Source organism: Aurantivibrio plasticivorans (assembly GCF_055392955.1).
Map to the genome: position 1 here is coordinate 3967492 of NZ_AP036020.1, position 16078 is coordinate 3983569.

Genomic DNA, 16078 nt, shown 5'->3' on the forward strand with positions numbered 1-16078 from the left:
CAATACCCTCCGTTCACACAGCCATTTTATCGTTCAACTCGTCGTGATTGGGATTCAGCTCGCCGCTGACCACCTCCCTGACGTTGCGCACTTCTAGTGCCCGCATTGCGTGTTGTTGATCCGCGCTCAACACTATTACCAGAAAAACCGCCGCGACGCTGCTCGAGTGTTTGCCCCCTGCCAGCAGGTGTCCCCCGAAGGATCGAACTATCACCACGGGATGGTTTAGATTCTCTAGATCGCTCCTGGCGGCCATAGGGCATCACTTTCGACGGCCGACCGCTACGTTCGCCTTTCAGCTCATGGCTACTCTGGTGACCGCGCAAATCATCGCGACTCTTACTTTCGCGCCCTTTATTCAATTCACCTCGGGGCTTATTGAGAGATCTATGACCGCTATCAGAGTCTCTCCCAGATATCTTCCGCTCATTCTTAAGACGCCTAGTCACATCCGCATGGCGTTCAATAGACGGTTGATAAACACTGCGCTGCTCGCGCGAGTGAGGCGCTTTATCTGACCGCAACCTATGACGCGGCGGGCTGTAGCGCTCTGCTACCCGATGATGCCGATAAGTCACCCCACGACGATGCCGCACCTCATGCCTCCACGTTCGCGCGTGGCGATGATCGATAACCGTGCGGCGGGTATAGTGCGGACGGTGATGCCAGTGATGACGATCTACCACCACAAGCCGATGCTGCGACCAGTGAAAACTGCTGAAAAAGAAGCTAAATGAGAGGTGGACACGCGGCCCCCAGTAAACATGTCTGGCATGGGCATAATGATGAGGGCGCGGGAAGTACCAATGAATTGGCGGGTGGGTTGTCCACCACCAAGAGCCGTAGACAACACGTGTGTCGTAATAAGGCAGATAAACCACTTCACGGACGCGCGGCTCAATGATAATCCGCCGCTCCTCGGTGACAACGCGAGTATGCTCTGAATCATCCAAATTGCCTTCGTCAAATGCTCTGCGTCGTAACACTTGAACACTATCCAGCACCCTAGCCTCATCAGCTAAAAACGCGTCTCCTAGTCGCTCCGTCCAGCTCAAATCCTTGCTCATACGATCCAATAGCTCAGGGAATGCCACCAGCGCGATGACACTGGGGTCCCACTCCTCATCGACAGCATTAATAGCATCTTCGCCTTTGAGGCCAGGGTTGTCGTCAAGCCAGCGACTCGCCAACACCACCTCCAGAGGATAAGTCGAGGCAATCAACACGTGAGACAACACAGAATCAGGGTAGAGAGCGATTGGTGCTAGCAGCTGATCCAGCTCCGCTTGGCTAAACTCGGAGAATTCATCGCTGCGCGATTCAGTCTGGGTCGTCTGAGCATGCACAGACAAAGAGACCATAGCGACTAGCCAAATGACGATACTATGGGTAAGAAAAGGAACTCGAAAATCGAAAAAGCGTTGCATGACGCACCTCTGCACATTTGCTAATGAGCCGTGATGCGCCTAAGTAGAGCAAAAGTAAACTGAACCTAAGCTGAACTAGACTCTATAGGTTTCTTCCCGGCAAATGCCACGACAGCACAAATAAACAGGCCACAGACACCCATCACCATGAGTAACGGCGCGGCCGACGAAGCGTGAAAGCGACCGATAGCAAAACCGCCTAAAGAACCGACACCAAAGCGGAAGGCTCCCATTAACGCGGCGGCGGCACCAGAAGTTTGAGCAAAACGGCTTAGCAAAATAACTTGGGTATTGGCCGAAAACATGCCCAAATTGCCGATGAAGAGCGCACTACCTAACATAATCATCCACACCGCGGGTCGATCCATCTGTGCTATCGCCAAGAGATAAACCGACGCAACAAAAATCAACGCGGTACAACCCCACAACAATTTTTGGTTATCAAATAGATGAATTAACCGATTATTCAGGTATGTCATCAACATCATTACAAGCACATTGATACCAAATAAAAAGCCGTAGTACTGCTCAGGCACACCATAGAGCTCAATCAGGACGAATGGAGAACCAGCGATAAATGCCATCAACCCGGCGACCATCCCCCCAATACCCAAGCACAAACCTAAACAGTGCCGATCTGAAATCAGGCGGCCATAATTCTTTAACAGTTTTTCAATATTCAGCGGCACCCGTCGTTCGTCTGGCAAGCTTTCTTCCACCATGCGAAAGAAAAACACTCCACACACCACCGCCAAAACCGCTAGCAAATAGAAATTTGATCGCCAGCCGCCTGCGATAAAAACAAAGCCGCCAACGATTGGCGCTACGAGCGGTGCAATCGACATCACCATCATGACAAACCCGACTGCGCGTGTGTACTCGTCACCATTGAACTTATCCTTGACGAGGGCGGGCACTGTCACTGAAAACGCTGCTGAGCCAGTTCCTTGCAGTGCTCTAGCCAACAATAGGGTTTCAATATTTGGCGCAACAGCAGCTAATAGGCAACCCGCTAAGAAAAATAACATCCCGCTAAATATGACGAGCCTCCGCCCGAAGGCATCCGCCATTGGGCCGAAAAACAACTGTGGAATAGCAAAAAATACTAAATAGATACTGACAGTGTTTTGAACGGATTCAGAAGATGCCGTTAAGTCGTCAGCGATTGCAGGCATGCTGGGTAAATACATATCAATGGCTAACGGCGATAGGCCGATTAGCGCACCGAGTAAGATAACAAGGGAACGGTTAGACAAGAGTCAAATCTCACGTAGGGTAAATTTAACAGTCTAACACAGAGATCCTTCTGAATTACTGATCATCACCATAGCCAAAATCAATACATGACTACGAGACAGCGGTTTTTTTTGCGATAATTGAGCCACTTGTTATTAACGTAAACCAATATACATTACGACATCAACGCGAGGATTTTATGACTTGGACCATTTACCTTTCCGGCGAAATTCACACCGATTGGCGCGACCAGATTATCAAGGGGTGTGCCGCACTTGAGTTACCCATTACATTTACGTCTGCGGTCACAAATCACGAGGCAAGTGATGCGGCGGGCGACACACTAGGAGAGGAAGACAATAACTTTTGGCGAGACCACAAATCCGCAAAGGTGAATGCAATTCGCATTAAAACTCAAATCGAACAATGTGACTTAGCAATTATCCGTTTTGGTGACAAATATAAACAATGGAATGCCGCTTTCGATGCAGGCTATTGCGCTGCTCTCGGCACACCCTATATCACGCTACATGATGAAAGTATCGTTCACCCATTAAAAGAAGTCGATGCGGCAGCCATGGCCTGGGCTACCAGCACTGAACAAGTCACCACAATTCTTCAGTATGTGACCACTCAAGCGTAATGTGGCTAATATAGAGTCCACGCACTATGTCGCTGATCCTAGAAAGGGGCGAGAGTAACTCGCGAGCATTCCTCGAGCCTTCCCCCTTTACAATCACAACTGTTAAGTCCTGGCGCTTTAAGCATCATTCTTACCACTAGCGAACGCCAACGGGCTTGTAAAGGGCATCAACGGATCGATTCAAATGCCATTTATAACCGTTTTGAGTGGCCAGCTATGATAGACTTGCCCTCCCGCTTTCAGATCAAACTTAAATCGATATTTAAAATCGACACTTCGATTGTTAGCGTACAAGCAAGCAAGATAAAAACTACACTCTATGATCAAGGAGATAACATGAAGTTAGCATCGTTCCTTTGTACTTTAATCCTCGCGAGTAGCGCACTTGTCGGCTGCAGCTCTACCGGCAATGAAACCAAAGTCGCAAAAAGTGATGATGACGTCATTTGCCGCATGGAACGCGTAATGGGTTCGAATATCAAGCAGAAAGTATGCAAGACTCGAAAGCAGCGCCTAGAAGATCAAGCCGGGGGCACACGTATTCTAGATACAAACAACTAAGCCCTCTGCTATGTAAAAGGGCGACAACGAAATTGATCGCGTCGCCCTTTTTAAAATCTCACCCAAAATGTAAGACACTCACGCTCTACAACTCGCCCCAACACTCTCTCGAAGTAACAACAAGCCGAGAATACGCACAAAATAAGGCATGTGAAAAGTTCTTCAGGGAAGAAAAACCATACTTTCCCATAAACGCTCTCGCCCTTCTTTAAAAAAATCGAGATGACCGATACGCTTCAGGCCAAACTCACTTGCCTGATAATGATGCCGAGTGAGCTGCGCATTACTATAAAAACTATGAACCAAATCTACACCGCGCTTGGTCATCATTTCATCGTCAGCAAATGAAAAACTGGTTAAGGGAAATGTTAAACGCTTATAACTATCGCGTGTTGCTTCTGGCTCAGCGCCAAATAAATAGGTCGGATTCAGACACCAACGCCGCCACTGCCACATCGCTTGCTTAGGAATATCACCAATTAAACCAATTTTTCTTCCTGGGAAATAACCAAATAAATATGAAAGCACCGGCACCATCCCGTACCACAACACTAGTGAAGGAATCGATTGAGTCGGATTAACATCACGCCAATAGCCACTGCCGCTGGCTATTGTTATAGCATGTGTAATTTCTTCGCTACGAGGAATCATGCCAATGGATTGCCCACCAAAACTGTGTCCAATCCAAATCACCGGCTGACCTTTATCTAACACCGAAGCCAACACTGCCGCTGCATCTTTTTCTGCCCAATCGTTTAGTGTCGCAGAAAAGTTTTTTAACGTCCCTGGAGACGATTCTCCTATACCTCGATAGTCGAAGGTAGTCACTGCGTAGTTGTGCTTCTGCAGCCACGTAGAAAAATATCGATAAAACCTCTGCGGCACACCCATCGCTGGCGCGATAACAATTTGTGCCTTTGCATTTATCGGCGCAAAGTAATTTATCGCAATAGGGAACCCATCTTTCGATGTAATGGTTAACGGCTGAACATCATTCATTATTATCCCAATAAATCTAACATCATCAGCTTACAAATTTTCAAATTTTGCTCGCTGACAGGCAAATTAGACCAGTTGTTATAATAACTTCTATCAAATCTCACAAGCCAATTATTGGTTAATTATTCTAACCCGCAGAAAAATCTATTTAATTGAGAAATATCGGTAGCCTATGTAAGACAGGCAGCACACCCCCAGATAACTATTGTGCTAGCTGTTCAATAGCATCATTTCGGATGTCGCCAAAATCTTCTTCTGAGAGCTCTAGGATATGTAGCGCTGGAAGACTGACCGATATGTCATCTGGGCGATGCCATAAAGCTCTATCGGTTGGAGAAATATATTTCGCGAGCACCACAAGCGCGAGATAGGTTTCCGTGAGGTGATCAATCTCTATTTTTCCTTTTCCACTCAATGATTCCGTGGGGTATGCCATGCAAAATAGCGCATCGACGATACACTTTGGCATGAACCATTTTTCCGCAAGGCGGGAAGAAACTTGATGATTTGAAAATCCATACCGTGCCTTCTCTAACCACGCGAGGGTATAGGCTGGGTTACGTATAGAACTTTGTAACACTTCGTCGTATTTTTTTAACCCCTGCATCATCACTGGGATGCCACAGCTTTGAAACATGCCGAGCGAATATGCCATAGCGGGGTCTTCACCCGTTAGTTGCGTGGCCAGGATCGCAGCCAATTCTCCGACTTCAGTGGCAGCTTCCCAAAAGTTCGGCAGTCCTTGCGGTTCTTGCAAATTCGCACGCACCGAAATCGATCGCACTACCGATGCTACTTTGTTTACCCCTAACAACATAACACCTTGTTCGATGGAGGAAACACTGCTCGCCAATCCCATAAATGGCGAATTAACCACTTGAAGGATGGCAGAGTAAATCCCCACATCCTTTTTTAAAACATCGACAATTGCTCCGACATTCGGCTCTTCCTTGCTCGTTTCGCTCGCTATTACTGTTAACGCTTCGGGTGTTGGCGGAATGATTACATGCTGTGAGATACGGTCAGCCGTTTCAGTCATTAATGATGCCCTTTTGGTCTACAAAAACCTCTATATCATTACCAAAGCATAGACCGGAAAGCGGTGTGGGACATTACTCGACTTTAATTTTTGGTTTAAACGTTCCCCTTAGAAATCAATCACGTCTAAGGAACCTTACAACACTGATTTTTTACAAGTGAAAGCGACAGAAATTAAAACCAAAGTAGATAGACAAATGAACCTAACGCCCCGCATATCTCGCTGGGAGTAACTAGAAATTCAAAGCCCCTTCGATGCGTTTCTCAAGACGATCTCTCATTGCCTCACGCTGCGCCTTTTTATTGGCCTCTTCTTTTTTTGTCATGAGCTCGGCTTGCTGTTGCACGTCAATATACTTCGCCCATTGCTCACAAGATTTAGTTCCATTCGTTCCGTGAGAACACTGTTCAAAGCTATTTGCTGCCAGCTCCCACTTGCCCACTTGATAAGCGCCCATACCTAGCAGCTGCCATGCCTGATGCAGTTGTTGCTCAAGACCACCCCGCTCTATGGCTTGTCGGCAGTAATTAATCGCTTCCAGCCATCGATATTCTCGATTGGCACTTTGACAAAGCCGGAACCAATGACGACCATGATCGGCTAATTCAGCCGCACGCATAAATGCTTGTTGAGCACTATTAAACGCTTTTGCTTGGAGATAGGAAGAGCCTAGCGCTTGCCAGTATTGATCATCGTTTTCGAGAGACTTATCCAATTGCCTCTGCGATAAATAAATCTTTGCTGCCGCCATTGGAAATTCTTGATAACGATAAAGTTGCGCCAAGCGACGCAGGCCAGATGCCTCGCCGATAAAGCCAGCGTGTTCAGCTATGGCTAGCACCGCTAACGCACTGGCCGAGTCTTCTTGCTCCATATATATTCCAGCTAACTGTGTATAGTAGCTGCCTTCGCCGGGCCAATAGGCCAGCATTTCCTGTAGCTGCAAAATAGCGTCGCGGTATCGCTGAAGCTTAACCGAAATAGCCAGATGCATTTGAAACCATTGTTTGCGAGGCGCTGTTAAATTTTCTTCGCTTATCGCGTTTAGCGCCGCACGATGCTTCGCGATCCCTTCATTAGAGAACGAAAATGCCTTTTCGTATTCATTTAGCAATGCGTAAATTTGCGCTGCCGTAAACAACAAGGATTCGTCTGGCTCAGACACCCTGCTCAACCATTGCTGTAAGTATTCTTCTGCCGATGAATAGTCTTCTTGCGCGGCACTTAGACTCACCAATGCACTGACTATGGCCAACTCTGACTCAACTCCCAGTACGGACAAGCTCAAAGCCTGCTGATTCATCTGCTTGGCTTTGCCATATTCATTGGTAGAAATATAACAGTGTGCAAGCAGCTGATACGCCTTTGCTTGGTCGTAGGGACTAAACCTTTCTCCACTCACGACTTGCTGTAGTGACTCTATCGCCAGCTGCCAATCTTCTGCCTGCATAGCGTGTTGCGCTTTCTCCACTTTCTTAAAACCTTGCATCGAAAGAATCTGCGCGGTACGCCGTCGACCTGAATCATCGTTCGCCATAGCCTCGCCGGAAAACAGAATCGAGGTAAATACCATAAAAATGACAGAGCATTGCATTCTTTTTAGCGCATATTTCATATTTCACCTCTCACTCGGTCAGGCGGAAAGAAAATAGTTCACGCATGCCGTATTGCGCAACTGGTTTACCTTCAGCCATTTTTGGCTGATATTTCCATCGTGTTAGCGCGCGCATTGCAGCTTTGGCGAAACTGCCTTTGGGTTCTTCATCAATCACCACAACATCTTCTACAGCACCCAGCTCTGTGATAGTAAATTCCAGCATCACCCACCCTTCACGCTTTTTGGCCAACTCCCTCACCGGGTACTCTGGAGGAATATTAACAACCGGAATGGCACGTCTGTTTTGATCGATATTGGTACCGTGTTCTGAGATGACCACAGGAGGCACTTCTAAGCCTAAACCGCTATCAGTGGCGTTATCTACTTCAACTTGGTCTCTTGTAAGCGGTGGCGGTGGCGGAGGTGCCACATGCTTAACCTGGTCAGGCGTTAGGTCATCTTCTTCTTTTTGCTGCTGCTCCCGCATTTCTCGCGTAACACTTATCGGAGGTGTCTCTGGCGGTTCTACTATATTTGGCATATCAGGAATAATTAGGTAGCGCATACCTAAAAATATACCGAGGGTTATTCCCATCGCTGCGAACAGACGTATCAGTAATTGCCACATCACACACCTCCTGCCTTGGTCGCCACGGCCACACCATCAAAGCCGATGTTGTTGAGCATTTGCACAATAGCCACAACGGTTCGCGAATCAGATCGTTCATCGGCCTGAACGACTATTTTGCCCTTAGGGTTTTCTTGCTTTAATTGAGTGGCGACAATGCGCAAGGCAGTTAAAGTTACCTGCTGCTTATCCACCCAAATACTATTATCGTCATCGACCGCCACCACCGCTGATAAACGCTTTACCGTTTGTGCATTGCTTGCATCAGGCCGGTTAATTTCCACACCAGGGTCTTTAACAAAGACAGCAGTGACAATAAAAAAAATCAGCATAATAAAAACAATATCGAGCATAGGCGTCATGTTGACTTCCATCTCTTCTTGTTCTGTATGATATTGCTGCATAACTCACCTCACGACGTTAACGATGGTTTGGCACATTGAGCGACTTGCTCGGAGAGGGATACTTTTGCCTTGGCGCTTAGCGCCTGATCCATTACCTTGACCATAGTGCCCGCAGGCGTGTTGACGCCTGTCTCGATGACAACCGCCGTCCCATTGTGTTTTGCCAACTTGGCTTCAATATTGGCACGTACAGCGCGCAAATCGATGGCTCTACCGTCCACTCGAATATCATTTCCAGGGCAAACTGATACAAATACTGGACTGACACCGGGCGCCGCATTGTTATCGTTGTTATTATTTTCTTCGGTCACATCTAACGCATCTTCTCGAATAAACGTTGATGCAACGATGAAAAAAATCAGCATGATAAACACGATATCTAACATTGGCGTCATATTGACTTCAGCTTCACCTGTTGTTTTTGCTTTCCATTTAGCCATCGCTTTGTCTCCTCTCATCTACGGGATCACCTAGCGTCAGCTGCGTGCTCACCCATTCGATGTTGTCATCAAAGCTGCGCTGCAATCGCGCAACGCACAACATTCCCACCAGAGCAACTACCATTCCAGCCATTGTTGGGATGGTGGCTTTTGACACACCGGCAGCCATCGCGCGCGTATTACCACTGCCTGAATACGCCATTGCATCAAAGACATCGATCATGCCAGTGACTGTGCCTAACAATCCGAGCAAAGGCGCAATGACTATGGCCGTTTTAATGATTAGCAAATTTTTTTCGCTACGAAGGCGTACAACGGAGATTGCACAGCGACGGATTTGATGCGCAAACCACGATGCGTGATCCGGCCTGCGATTCCAATTATCGATCACCCTCTGACGTTCGCGTGGCGCGAGTCGCCAAAAAAAATGCGCCCGCTCCAAGACAAGATATATAAGCCCGAATGTGGTGCCCATAATAACCACCAACACCGGACCGCCTTGATTTAGAAAGTTTTCCAATTCGATCATCATTACTTCAGGTAATGATTGACTGAATGACAATGTCCAACCGCCAATTAAAGAACTATCCACGCTTCACCTCCGCACGCTGAGCCACAAGGCCCGCACATTGCTCTTGAAGAATTTGTTGCAACTCACGAGCGCGCCCACTGGCGATACTGTGCAACAGCAACAATGGAATCGCTGCGACTAAACCTTGTACCGTTGTCATTAACGCCTGCGAAATACCACCGGCCATTAATTTGGGGTCACCTGCACCCCATAAGGTAATTGTCTGGAAGGTTAATATCATGCCGACCACCGTTCCCAGTAACCCCATGAGCGGTGCGACAGCGGCTAGCACTTTCAGTGTGTTCAGGCCTTTTTCAAGCTTGGGGATTTCCTTATAAACGGCGTCATCAAGTTTTAACTCCAAGGTTTCCACATCGGCATTAGGATTGTCTTCATAAGCGGCCAACACGCGTCCAAGTGGGTTATTATTCACGGGTTTCTGTTGACGCATTTGAAGCTGAACACGCCGAGACGTAAACCACAGCCCAATTAATCGCTGCAATCCAATCAATACGCCGATTACCGCTAATACCGATACGACATAGCCCACAACGCCCCCTTGATGAAATCGCTCGATTAAATCGGGCGTTTGCACTAATAGCTGCAAGATTGCTCCGCCGGAAGGATCGATGGTTGCAGTGACAAGGTCACCTGGCGCGGCGCCCATAACCTGCTTCGCCTGGCGTACGTGTTCGCTATTTGGTTGGCGAGCCAATTCACGTAAGTGCTCTTTCCCGTTATCCATTACCACGTACTTTCCATTGGCAATGGCGACAAACGCGCCCAATCTCGTCACTTCCGTATTAATTGCAGCGCCTGTAACGTCATGTACTCGGCTAGGATAAAGCGAGACGCGCCCTTGTTCGGTTTGCTCTTGTAGAAGAATCAACCATAAGTCCCGAAGCTGACCCATTGATGGCAAACCTTCACTTTGTGCAATATCTACCAATCGCTGTGCTCGATCGGGAAACTCAGCACTAATGAGTGAGCGCCCCACATGGGCCTGGGTTTCTGCGGCCACTTGTCGAGTTACCCCAAACAGTTCGCCAAAGTTGCCTAATGCTTTTTCCAGCTCTTCGTTGACGAGTGAGACTTCCTCACGTTTTAGATTGATTTCCGACAGCAGTGATTTTCCCAGCGCTTCTTTTTCAGCGATAGCCTTTCGAATATCCATCAAATGCTGCTGCTGTTTACGCTGTTCTCGTTTGAATTGCTCTAGACGTTGTTGATTTTCTATTGCACCTTCGACTTGCGCCGTTTTAACCGCATCCATTAAATCATTTAGCGTAGTGATGTCTTTCGTCGGTAACGAAGAAGCGCTCACGGTACCGGCAATCAGCACAAATAGAAACAATGATTGGCCCAGCTTAGTGATGATATTTGAAAGCGTACTATTCATATTTTTCATTGCTGTTTACTCCACTCAGTGACGCGAGACGATTAATGGAAGCGATAGCAGATCAGAAGGTATTTGCTCATTTGCCATTTTTATCGCGCGTTGTATTTCGCGGTTATATCGACTATCCAACCTCAACCATTGCCTTGTCTCCACGTCCCATAAAAACGATTGCTTAGCATCGATGGTTTGATAAAAATAAAGAAGGCGGCCAACTTTCAAAAAGTTAACCGAGCGCTCACCCGTGTCGTTAGTAGTTATCAACCCCGACCAAGTCTCGATAGTTCGCCCGTAGTCATTTTCAATTTGGTAAGCTTCCAAAATACGACGATATTTTTCTGCATTGCTTGCAGAAGCGGAGACCATCAATTGCTGCAAGTTCTCTACTCGCGCATGACGTTCTTCCAACAGAAAAGGCACATCCAGCTCAACAAACTGTGCAAGCGTGGCGATCATATCGCCCATTAACGGCACAATGTCTTGCTCAAGGTGATTGACTCGTGTGATCTCTTCTCGCAACCAGCGCAGCTCTTGCTGCTGATCGGCCAAGATGTCATTCAACTGGTTATTGTATTTATCTAAATCTTCACTTTGCTTGAGCAGAGCTCGATATTGATTTACCGCCGTGGCGGTCGCTTCTTCGATCTTGTCAATTTGTTGTTGCGTTTGCTTCCCCGCTGCAATCGTTTCTTGCTCCTTGGCCATCACATCGGCAAACGTAAAAGCACTGACCGACATCGAGTACACCAAGGTACAGACGATCACACCTACGGATTTTGATAACCCCCGCTGCAACCGCGGCGCATTCAATACGCAATCCAATAACACTTGCTTCATGGCACTTTCTCCTAGCTTTACGAGCGACTTTTCCACTCTGTTATATTATTAACGACATGCTATTTTTATAGCATCTTGTTAAATTAATAACACCTAGTGGGTAGAAGTCAAGGTTTTTTTGAAACGCATTGCTAGCGTGGGGGCCCAATGTAGTGAATTAGATCGGGTCCAGAATATACGTAACCTATTGTTTTATATGACTTTAATAGAGAATAGGTAGAGGTGAGGAATAATCGATTGACATCTGTTGCCAGGGTGCTATAAAAACAACATGCAGCTATAAATTCAACAGCAAAGCCACCAGCGGGGCCATCATCGCCTTATGAGCGAACAGCAAAACCATCTTTTAACGTTAAGTCGGCGCCAGCGACAAATCATGGATATTCTTTATCGCTGTGGAGAGTGCAGCGCGGAAGAAATCCGGGAGCAACTACCTAACCCGCCCAGTAATTCAGCCGTACGCGCTATGCTTGCCACCTTAAAAAACAAAGAGTACATAAAACATCGGGAGCAAAACTTACGCTATGTCTATTCCGCCGCGATCGCTCCCGAGACAGCACGTGAGACGGCACTCGACAGATTGATTAATACTTTTTTTGACGGTTCATCGGTGAAAGCCGTCAATGCATTATTAGGTATGCAGGCAGATAAAATCTCGGATGAAGAATTAAACCAGCTGAGTGAACTGATTCAAGAAGCAAAAGAAAAAGATAACAACTAAGGAACCTATCGCTCTTCCCATTATGCCTCTAGCTGCGCAGAGATATTTTTTTGGAGGGGGCGCATAGACATACTGCGGGATAACCACCGATCCTGCCCGGGGCTAGATTGAGGTTTAGCATGTTGAGTATTGAAGCATCACTGTTGTCTTTCAATGCGAATTTTATTGAGCTCTTCTATAGCTACCAATTGCGAGCATTGGGTTTATTTTTACTTGGCCTATGGCTACTGAAACTTTTTGATACGAGCGCCCGTTGTCGACAAGCGATTATCAAAGTCATACTGTTGGCGACAGTACTATTACCCTTCACTACGCTACTAATGCCTCAATTACAGCTACAAGTTCCTGTAAGCACACCCGAATCTTCTTCAACAACTGGATTACTGCAAGCATCGCCGGACGTTTTATTTTTCACGCCGATAACGAATGCGTTATTTATTAGCTACATCGCTGTTGCGTTTATTTTGATAATTAGACAAATTACTTCGCTACTCGGTATTTGGATCATTACACGGCGAGCGCGGCGCTGCGAACATAGATTATGGGCGACATGGCTCCATCGCATTCAACACACACATCATATTGATCGCGCTGTACATATTGTTTATTCACGCCACGCAAAATCACCTATGGTATGGGGTTTCTTCAAACCAACAATTTTATTGCCGCTACACGCTGATGCATGGGAAGAGAGTTTAGTTCGCACTACATTGCTTCACGAGTTACACCATGTAAAACGCAATGACTGGTTATTTCATCAAATTATGCAGTTTGTTACGGCAACATATTGGATTAACCCGATTGCTTGGAATCTGTCCCGACAACTTAACGACAACGCCGAAACCGTATGCGATGAAAGTGTTGTTGAAGCCGGCGTCAACAATACAGACTACGCAAGCAAACTCTTAAGGATCGCAAAACATGTGCAACAGGCCATGTGCCATTCGGCTGTGGGTATGGCAATCAGCCATCATCAAAGCCAATTGAGTCATCGCATCCAAGCCATTCTTTCGCCAGAGCCGTTGTTGAACCCATCAAAATTTCAAGTTGGGGTTTTCTCACTGCTGATTTTGGTCGTTGGTTTACCGCTTTTTAGCATAAAGGCCTCTGTCGAAACGGTTTACATTCCAGCACCTTACTCAGTACCATTTCTAGAAGCTTCAATTATTACCAAGGATACACTTGAAGAACTTCCAACACCGAATACGCCAGAAGCCCTTTCCAAGGTCGAGGAAGCAGCGCCATCACCTCAACGCTTAAAAGCCCAGTATTTAGCCCTTGCGGCATCGCTCAAACATCTGGACCAACGCAACAATCAAATAAGTGCCGATCGGCGCTATTTGCACTCATTTAAACCGCTTGTCGCTGGCGTCGAAATCACAGCCCCGAGATCAGCCTACCAACCGGCATCACAATATCGACAACCAAAGCCGGAAGAAAATCATGCAGTACGCAATCAATCACAACGTAGCGCATCCACGATTACACAGAATCCGCTTTGGAAAAATAAACGAGTCGTTAAACCAAGATACCCACGCAATGCCCTTCAACGTGGAATTGAGGGCGAAGTTACAGTGCAGTTCGCAGTGAATCATGAGGGCGCGGTTATTGAGTCAAAAATTATCGAAGCGTCACCCAAGGGGGTTTTTGATCGGCACGTACTCCGAGCTATACAACAATCCAGCTACCAGCCCAATCAAGAACACACTTCACAAACGACGAAACATTATGGAACTGAAGTCTATAAGTTTGTGATTGAATCGTAGGGCTTTTCCAGTTTTACAGGGCCAGTCTCGTTTTGACGATAGCGACAGAAACGATCTTTCTTTTTCGAGAGAAACCTAAATTAATTTAACCATTAGTCAATAAAACGAAAATCAAAAACATACTCATCGCTATCAAGAGTCTCTGATACCTTTCGGCTACCCGAGCCATCATTCGGGGCAACATAAAGCTCCGTTTGTCCCACTACCGCAGCGTCAGCATTATAGGCAACACGAGTACTTTGAGATGACCACAGAATTGAAGGAGCTGATAGCTGTCCGCCGCTAATAGGTTCTGAGCTCAATTGAATATCGTCAAAAGAGTTAAGCACATCAGAAAGATATACTTGGTAAGGCGAATTAACTCCGTCAATGCGCTGCGCGTATGCGACTTGCTCTCCGTCTGGCGCCAGACGAAAGCTATCAACATCGTCCTGAACACTTATCCCAACGTCGAGAGACAGTAATGTCGAGTTCTCACTAGAATGCGGTTCTGACCGATACAGTTCCTTGGTGTTACTTTTTTCAATATACGCAAGGTAAAGAATGTGTTCACTATCCGATGTCCAAACCATGCCGTCGACAATCTTAACCCCCTGCCCTAACGGACCGCCCGTCGTTTCAGAAATACGCACGCTGTTGCTATCGCCATTTCCACCCTGCACAACATCGTAGGTGTTAATACCCTCATCCTGTCTGATAACGCCAGACGCAACTTCGGTCAGCGTCACAACCTCGTAAGCAACGTAATTACCATTCGGCGCCCATGCCCACTCACCCACCTCTACGTTAATATTCATTGGGCCATTAATAGTCTCTGCGGAACTGCCCGAAACACCTGGGCTAGCAGTAAATAAACGTCTTAAAGATGAGTTCGCGGCAGACAACCCGTTTTCCGCTGGGCGATAGACTTGCAAGCTGTAGGCGAGTAAATTCGAGTTAGGTGACCACACGACCTTATCGATAGTCACCGCTTCAGAATGGGTGGAGAAATCGTGGGAAACACGCACACTATTGCGGCCACCGATCGTCGTATCGTGGGTATTGATTCCTATACCAGTAAAACCACTCTGCCTTTGAGAATCTCTGACCGTGTACGCGATATATCGCCCATCAGGCGACCATGCAAAACGCCTAACGGAAATAGCATCACTGGATATTGTGCCCGTAAAACGTCGGTGTTCAGTCCCATCAATACGTACCACAAAACCTTCATAAATATTACTTGCGGTATCCATTTCATTAGACTGATAAATTAGCCAATCACTTGCCGGAGAAAAGTGCAATTCCACTTTCATTGACGCACCGGCAACGGTTGGGTTGACCTGAGTATGGCTACTACCGTCAACATTGACTACGTTAACAACTTGATCAGATTCAATTTCAGTATCACCGATGTATGCTAAATATTGACTGTTCGGCGACCATGTATAGGCCTGAATCGTCCCTGCACTATGTTGAAAGCGCGAGAGCTCCCTGACTTGCCCGCTAACGGTACTCATGACAACCAATCTATTCTCTCGGACATAAGCAACATATTGCTTATCTGGCGATAATACAGGGTTAAATCTCGAGGTAGGGTTGTCCAACTCAAAATGGGCGCTACCAGTAATATCAGTTACGATACGGCGCACGGCGCTGCTACTGGTCGACCTTACGGTGTAATACAACGCTGGGGCGATAGTCGTCGTTGAGCCACTACTGCTACTGCTGCCACCTCCACCGCCGCAAGCGCCAGTTATCAAGCTAAGTGTAAAAATAGAAAGCGAAGTGATTATTGGCTTGCGAAGACGGGCATCCATTTGAAATATCCTTG

The 16078-nt window shown here is 46.9% G+C and carries 16 protein-coding genes; 4 read left to right on the forward strand and 12 right to left on the reverse strand.

The annotated features are described in order from the left end of the window. Positions 1–26: 26 nt before the first annotated feature. Entirely contained in the window at positions 27–1427 is a 1401-nt protein-coding gene (locus ACZ5NB_RS17870; protein WP_460234064.1) for a DUF3300 domain-containing protein, read from the reverse strand. A gap of 65 nt (positions 1428–1492) precedes the next feature. After that, positions 1493–2683, reverse strand: coding sequence for a Bcr/CflA family multidrug efflux MFS transporter (locus tag ACZ5NB_RS17875; protein ID WP_460234065.1), 1191 nt, complete (start codon positions 2681–2683; stop codon positions 1493–1495). A gap of 179 nt (positions 2684–2862) precedes the next feature. Here ACZ5NB_RS17875 and ACZ5NB_RS17880 point away from each other — a divergent pair, with 179 nt between their 5' ends. Then, a complete protein-coding gene (locus ACZ5NB_RS17880; RefSeq protein ID WP_460234066.1) occupies positions 2863–3306 on the forward strand; it encodes a YtoQ family protein in 444 nt (147 codons plus the stop codon). Between the two features lie 336 nt (positions 3307–3642). Continuing rightward, the gene (locus ACZ5NB_RS17885) at positions 3643–3867 is read left to right on the forward strand and encodes a hypothetical protein (protein WP_460234067.1); all 225 of its coding nucleotides are present in this window, start codon (positions 3643–3645) and stop codon (positions 3865–3867) included. Positions 3868–4029: 162 nt separating this feature from the next. Here the strand turns inward: ACZ5NB_RS17885 and ACZ5NB_RS17890 are convergent, their stop codons facing one another. The 9 genes from ACZ5NB_RS17890 to ACZ5NB_RS17930 form a co-directional block, all read right to left on the reverse strand. Further along, positions 4030–4866, reverse strand: coding sequence for an alpha/beta hydrolase family protein (locus tag ACZ5NB_RS17890; protein ID WP_460234068.1), 837 nt, complete (start codon positions 4864–4866; stop codon positions 4030–4032). Positions 4867–5068: 202 nt separating this feature from the next. After that, positions 5069–5905: an HDOD domain-containing protein gene (locus tag ACZ5NB_RS17895; RefSeq protein ID WP_460234069.1), complete on the reverse strand. Its 837-nt coding sequence runs from the start codon at positions 5903–5905 to the stop codon at positions 5069–5071. A gap of 232 nt (positions 5906–6137) precedes the next feature. Beyond that, positions 6138–7520, reverse strand: coding sequence for a hypothetical protein (locus ACZ5NB_RS17900; RefSeq protein WP_460234070.1), 1383 nt, complete (start codon positions 7518–7520; stop codon positions 6138–6140). Positions 7521–7530: 10 nt separating this feature from the next. Then, on the reverse strand, positions 7531–8130 hold the full coding sequence (locus ACZ5NB_RS17905) for an energy transducer TonB (RefSeq protein WP_460234071.1): 600 nt from the start codon (positions 8128–8130) through the stop codon (positions 7531–7533). After that, positions 8130–8534, reverse strand: a complete 405-nt coding sequence (locus tag ACZ5NB_RS17910; RefSeq protein WP_460234072.1) for an ExbD/TolR family protein — start codon at positions 8532–8534, stop codon at positions 8130–8132. The genes ACZ5NB_RS17905 and ACZ5NB_RS17910 overlap by 1 nt, the downstream gene beginning before the upstream one ends. A gap of 8 nt (positions 8535–8542) precedes the next feature. Continuing rightward, on the reverse strand, positions 8543–8974 hold the full coding sequence (locus ACZ5NB_RS17915; RefSeq protein WP_460234073.1) for an ExbD/TolR family protein: 432 nt from the start codon (positions 8972–8974) through the stop codon (positions 8543–8545). After that, a complete protein-coding gene (locus ACZ5NB_RS17920) occupies positions 8967–9566 on the reverse strand; it encodes a MotA/TolQ/ExbB proton channel family protein (RefSeq protein ID WP_460234074.1) in 600 nt (199 codons plus the stop codon). Before ACZ5NB_RS17920 ends, ACZ5NB_RS17915 begins: the two co-directional genes overlap by 8 nt. Then, the gene (locus ACZ5NB_RS17925) at positions 9559–10953 is read right to left on the reverse strand and encodes a MotA/TolQ/ExbB proton channel family protein (RefSeq protein WP_460234075.1); all 1395 of its coding nucleotides are present in this window, start codon (positions 10951–10953) and stop codon (positions 9559–9561) included. The genes ACZ5NB_RS17920 and ACZ5NB_RS17925 overlap by 8 nt, the downstream gene beginning before the upstream one ends. A gap of 15 nt (positions 10954–10968) precedes the next feature. Beyond that, positions 10969–11778, reverse strand: coding sequence for a DUF3450 domain-containing protein (locus tag ACZ5NB_RS17930; RefSeq protein WP_460234076.1), 810 nt, complete (start codon positions 11776–11778; stop codon positions 10969–10971). A gap of 322 nt (positions 11779–12100) precedes the next feature. Here ACZ5NB_RS17930 and ACZ5NB_RS17935 point away from each other — a divergent pair, with 322 nt between their 5' ends. After that, complete coding sequence (locus ACZ5NB_RS17935) at positions 12101–12499, forward strand: BlaI/MecI/CopY family transcriptional regulator (protein ID WP_460234077.1); 399 nt, start codon at positions 12101–12103, stop codon at positions 12497–12499. A 119-nt stretch (positions 12500–12618) separates the two neighbouring features. Beyond that, positions 12619–14265 (forward strand): TonB family protein, encoded by a 1647-nt coding sequence (locus tag ACZ5NB_RS17940; RefSeq protein WP_460234078.1) that lies wholly within the window; start codon positions 12619–12621, stop codon positions 14263–14265. A gap of 92 nt (positions 14266–14357) precedes the next feature. Here the strand turns inward: ACZ5NB_RS17940 and ACZ5NB_RS17945 are convergent, their stop codons facing one another. Continuing rightward, complete coding sequence (locus ACZ5NB_RS17945) at positions 14358–16064, reverse strand: TolB family protein (RefSeq protein ID WP_460234079.1); 1707 nt, start codon at positions 16062–16064, stop codon at positions 14358–14360. Positions 16065–16078 lie beyond the last annotated feature (14 nt).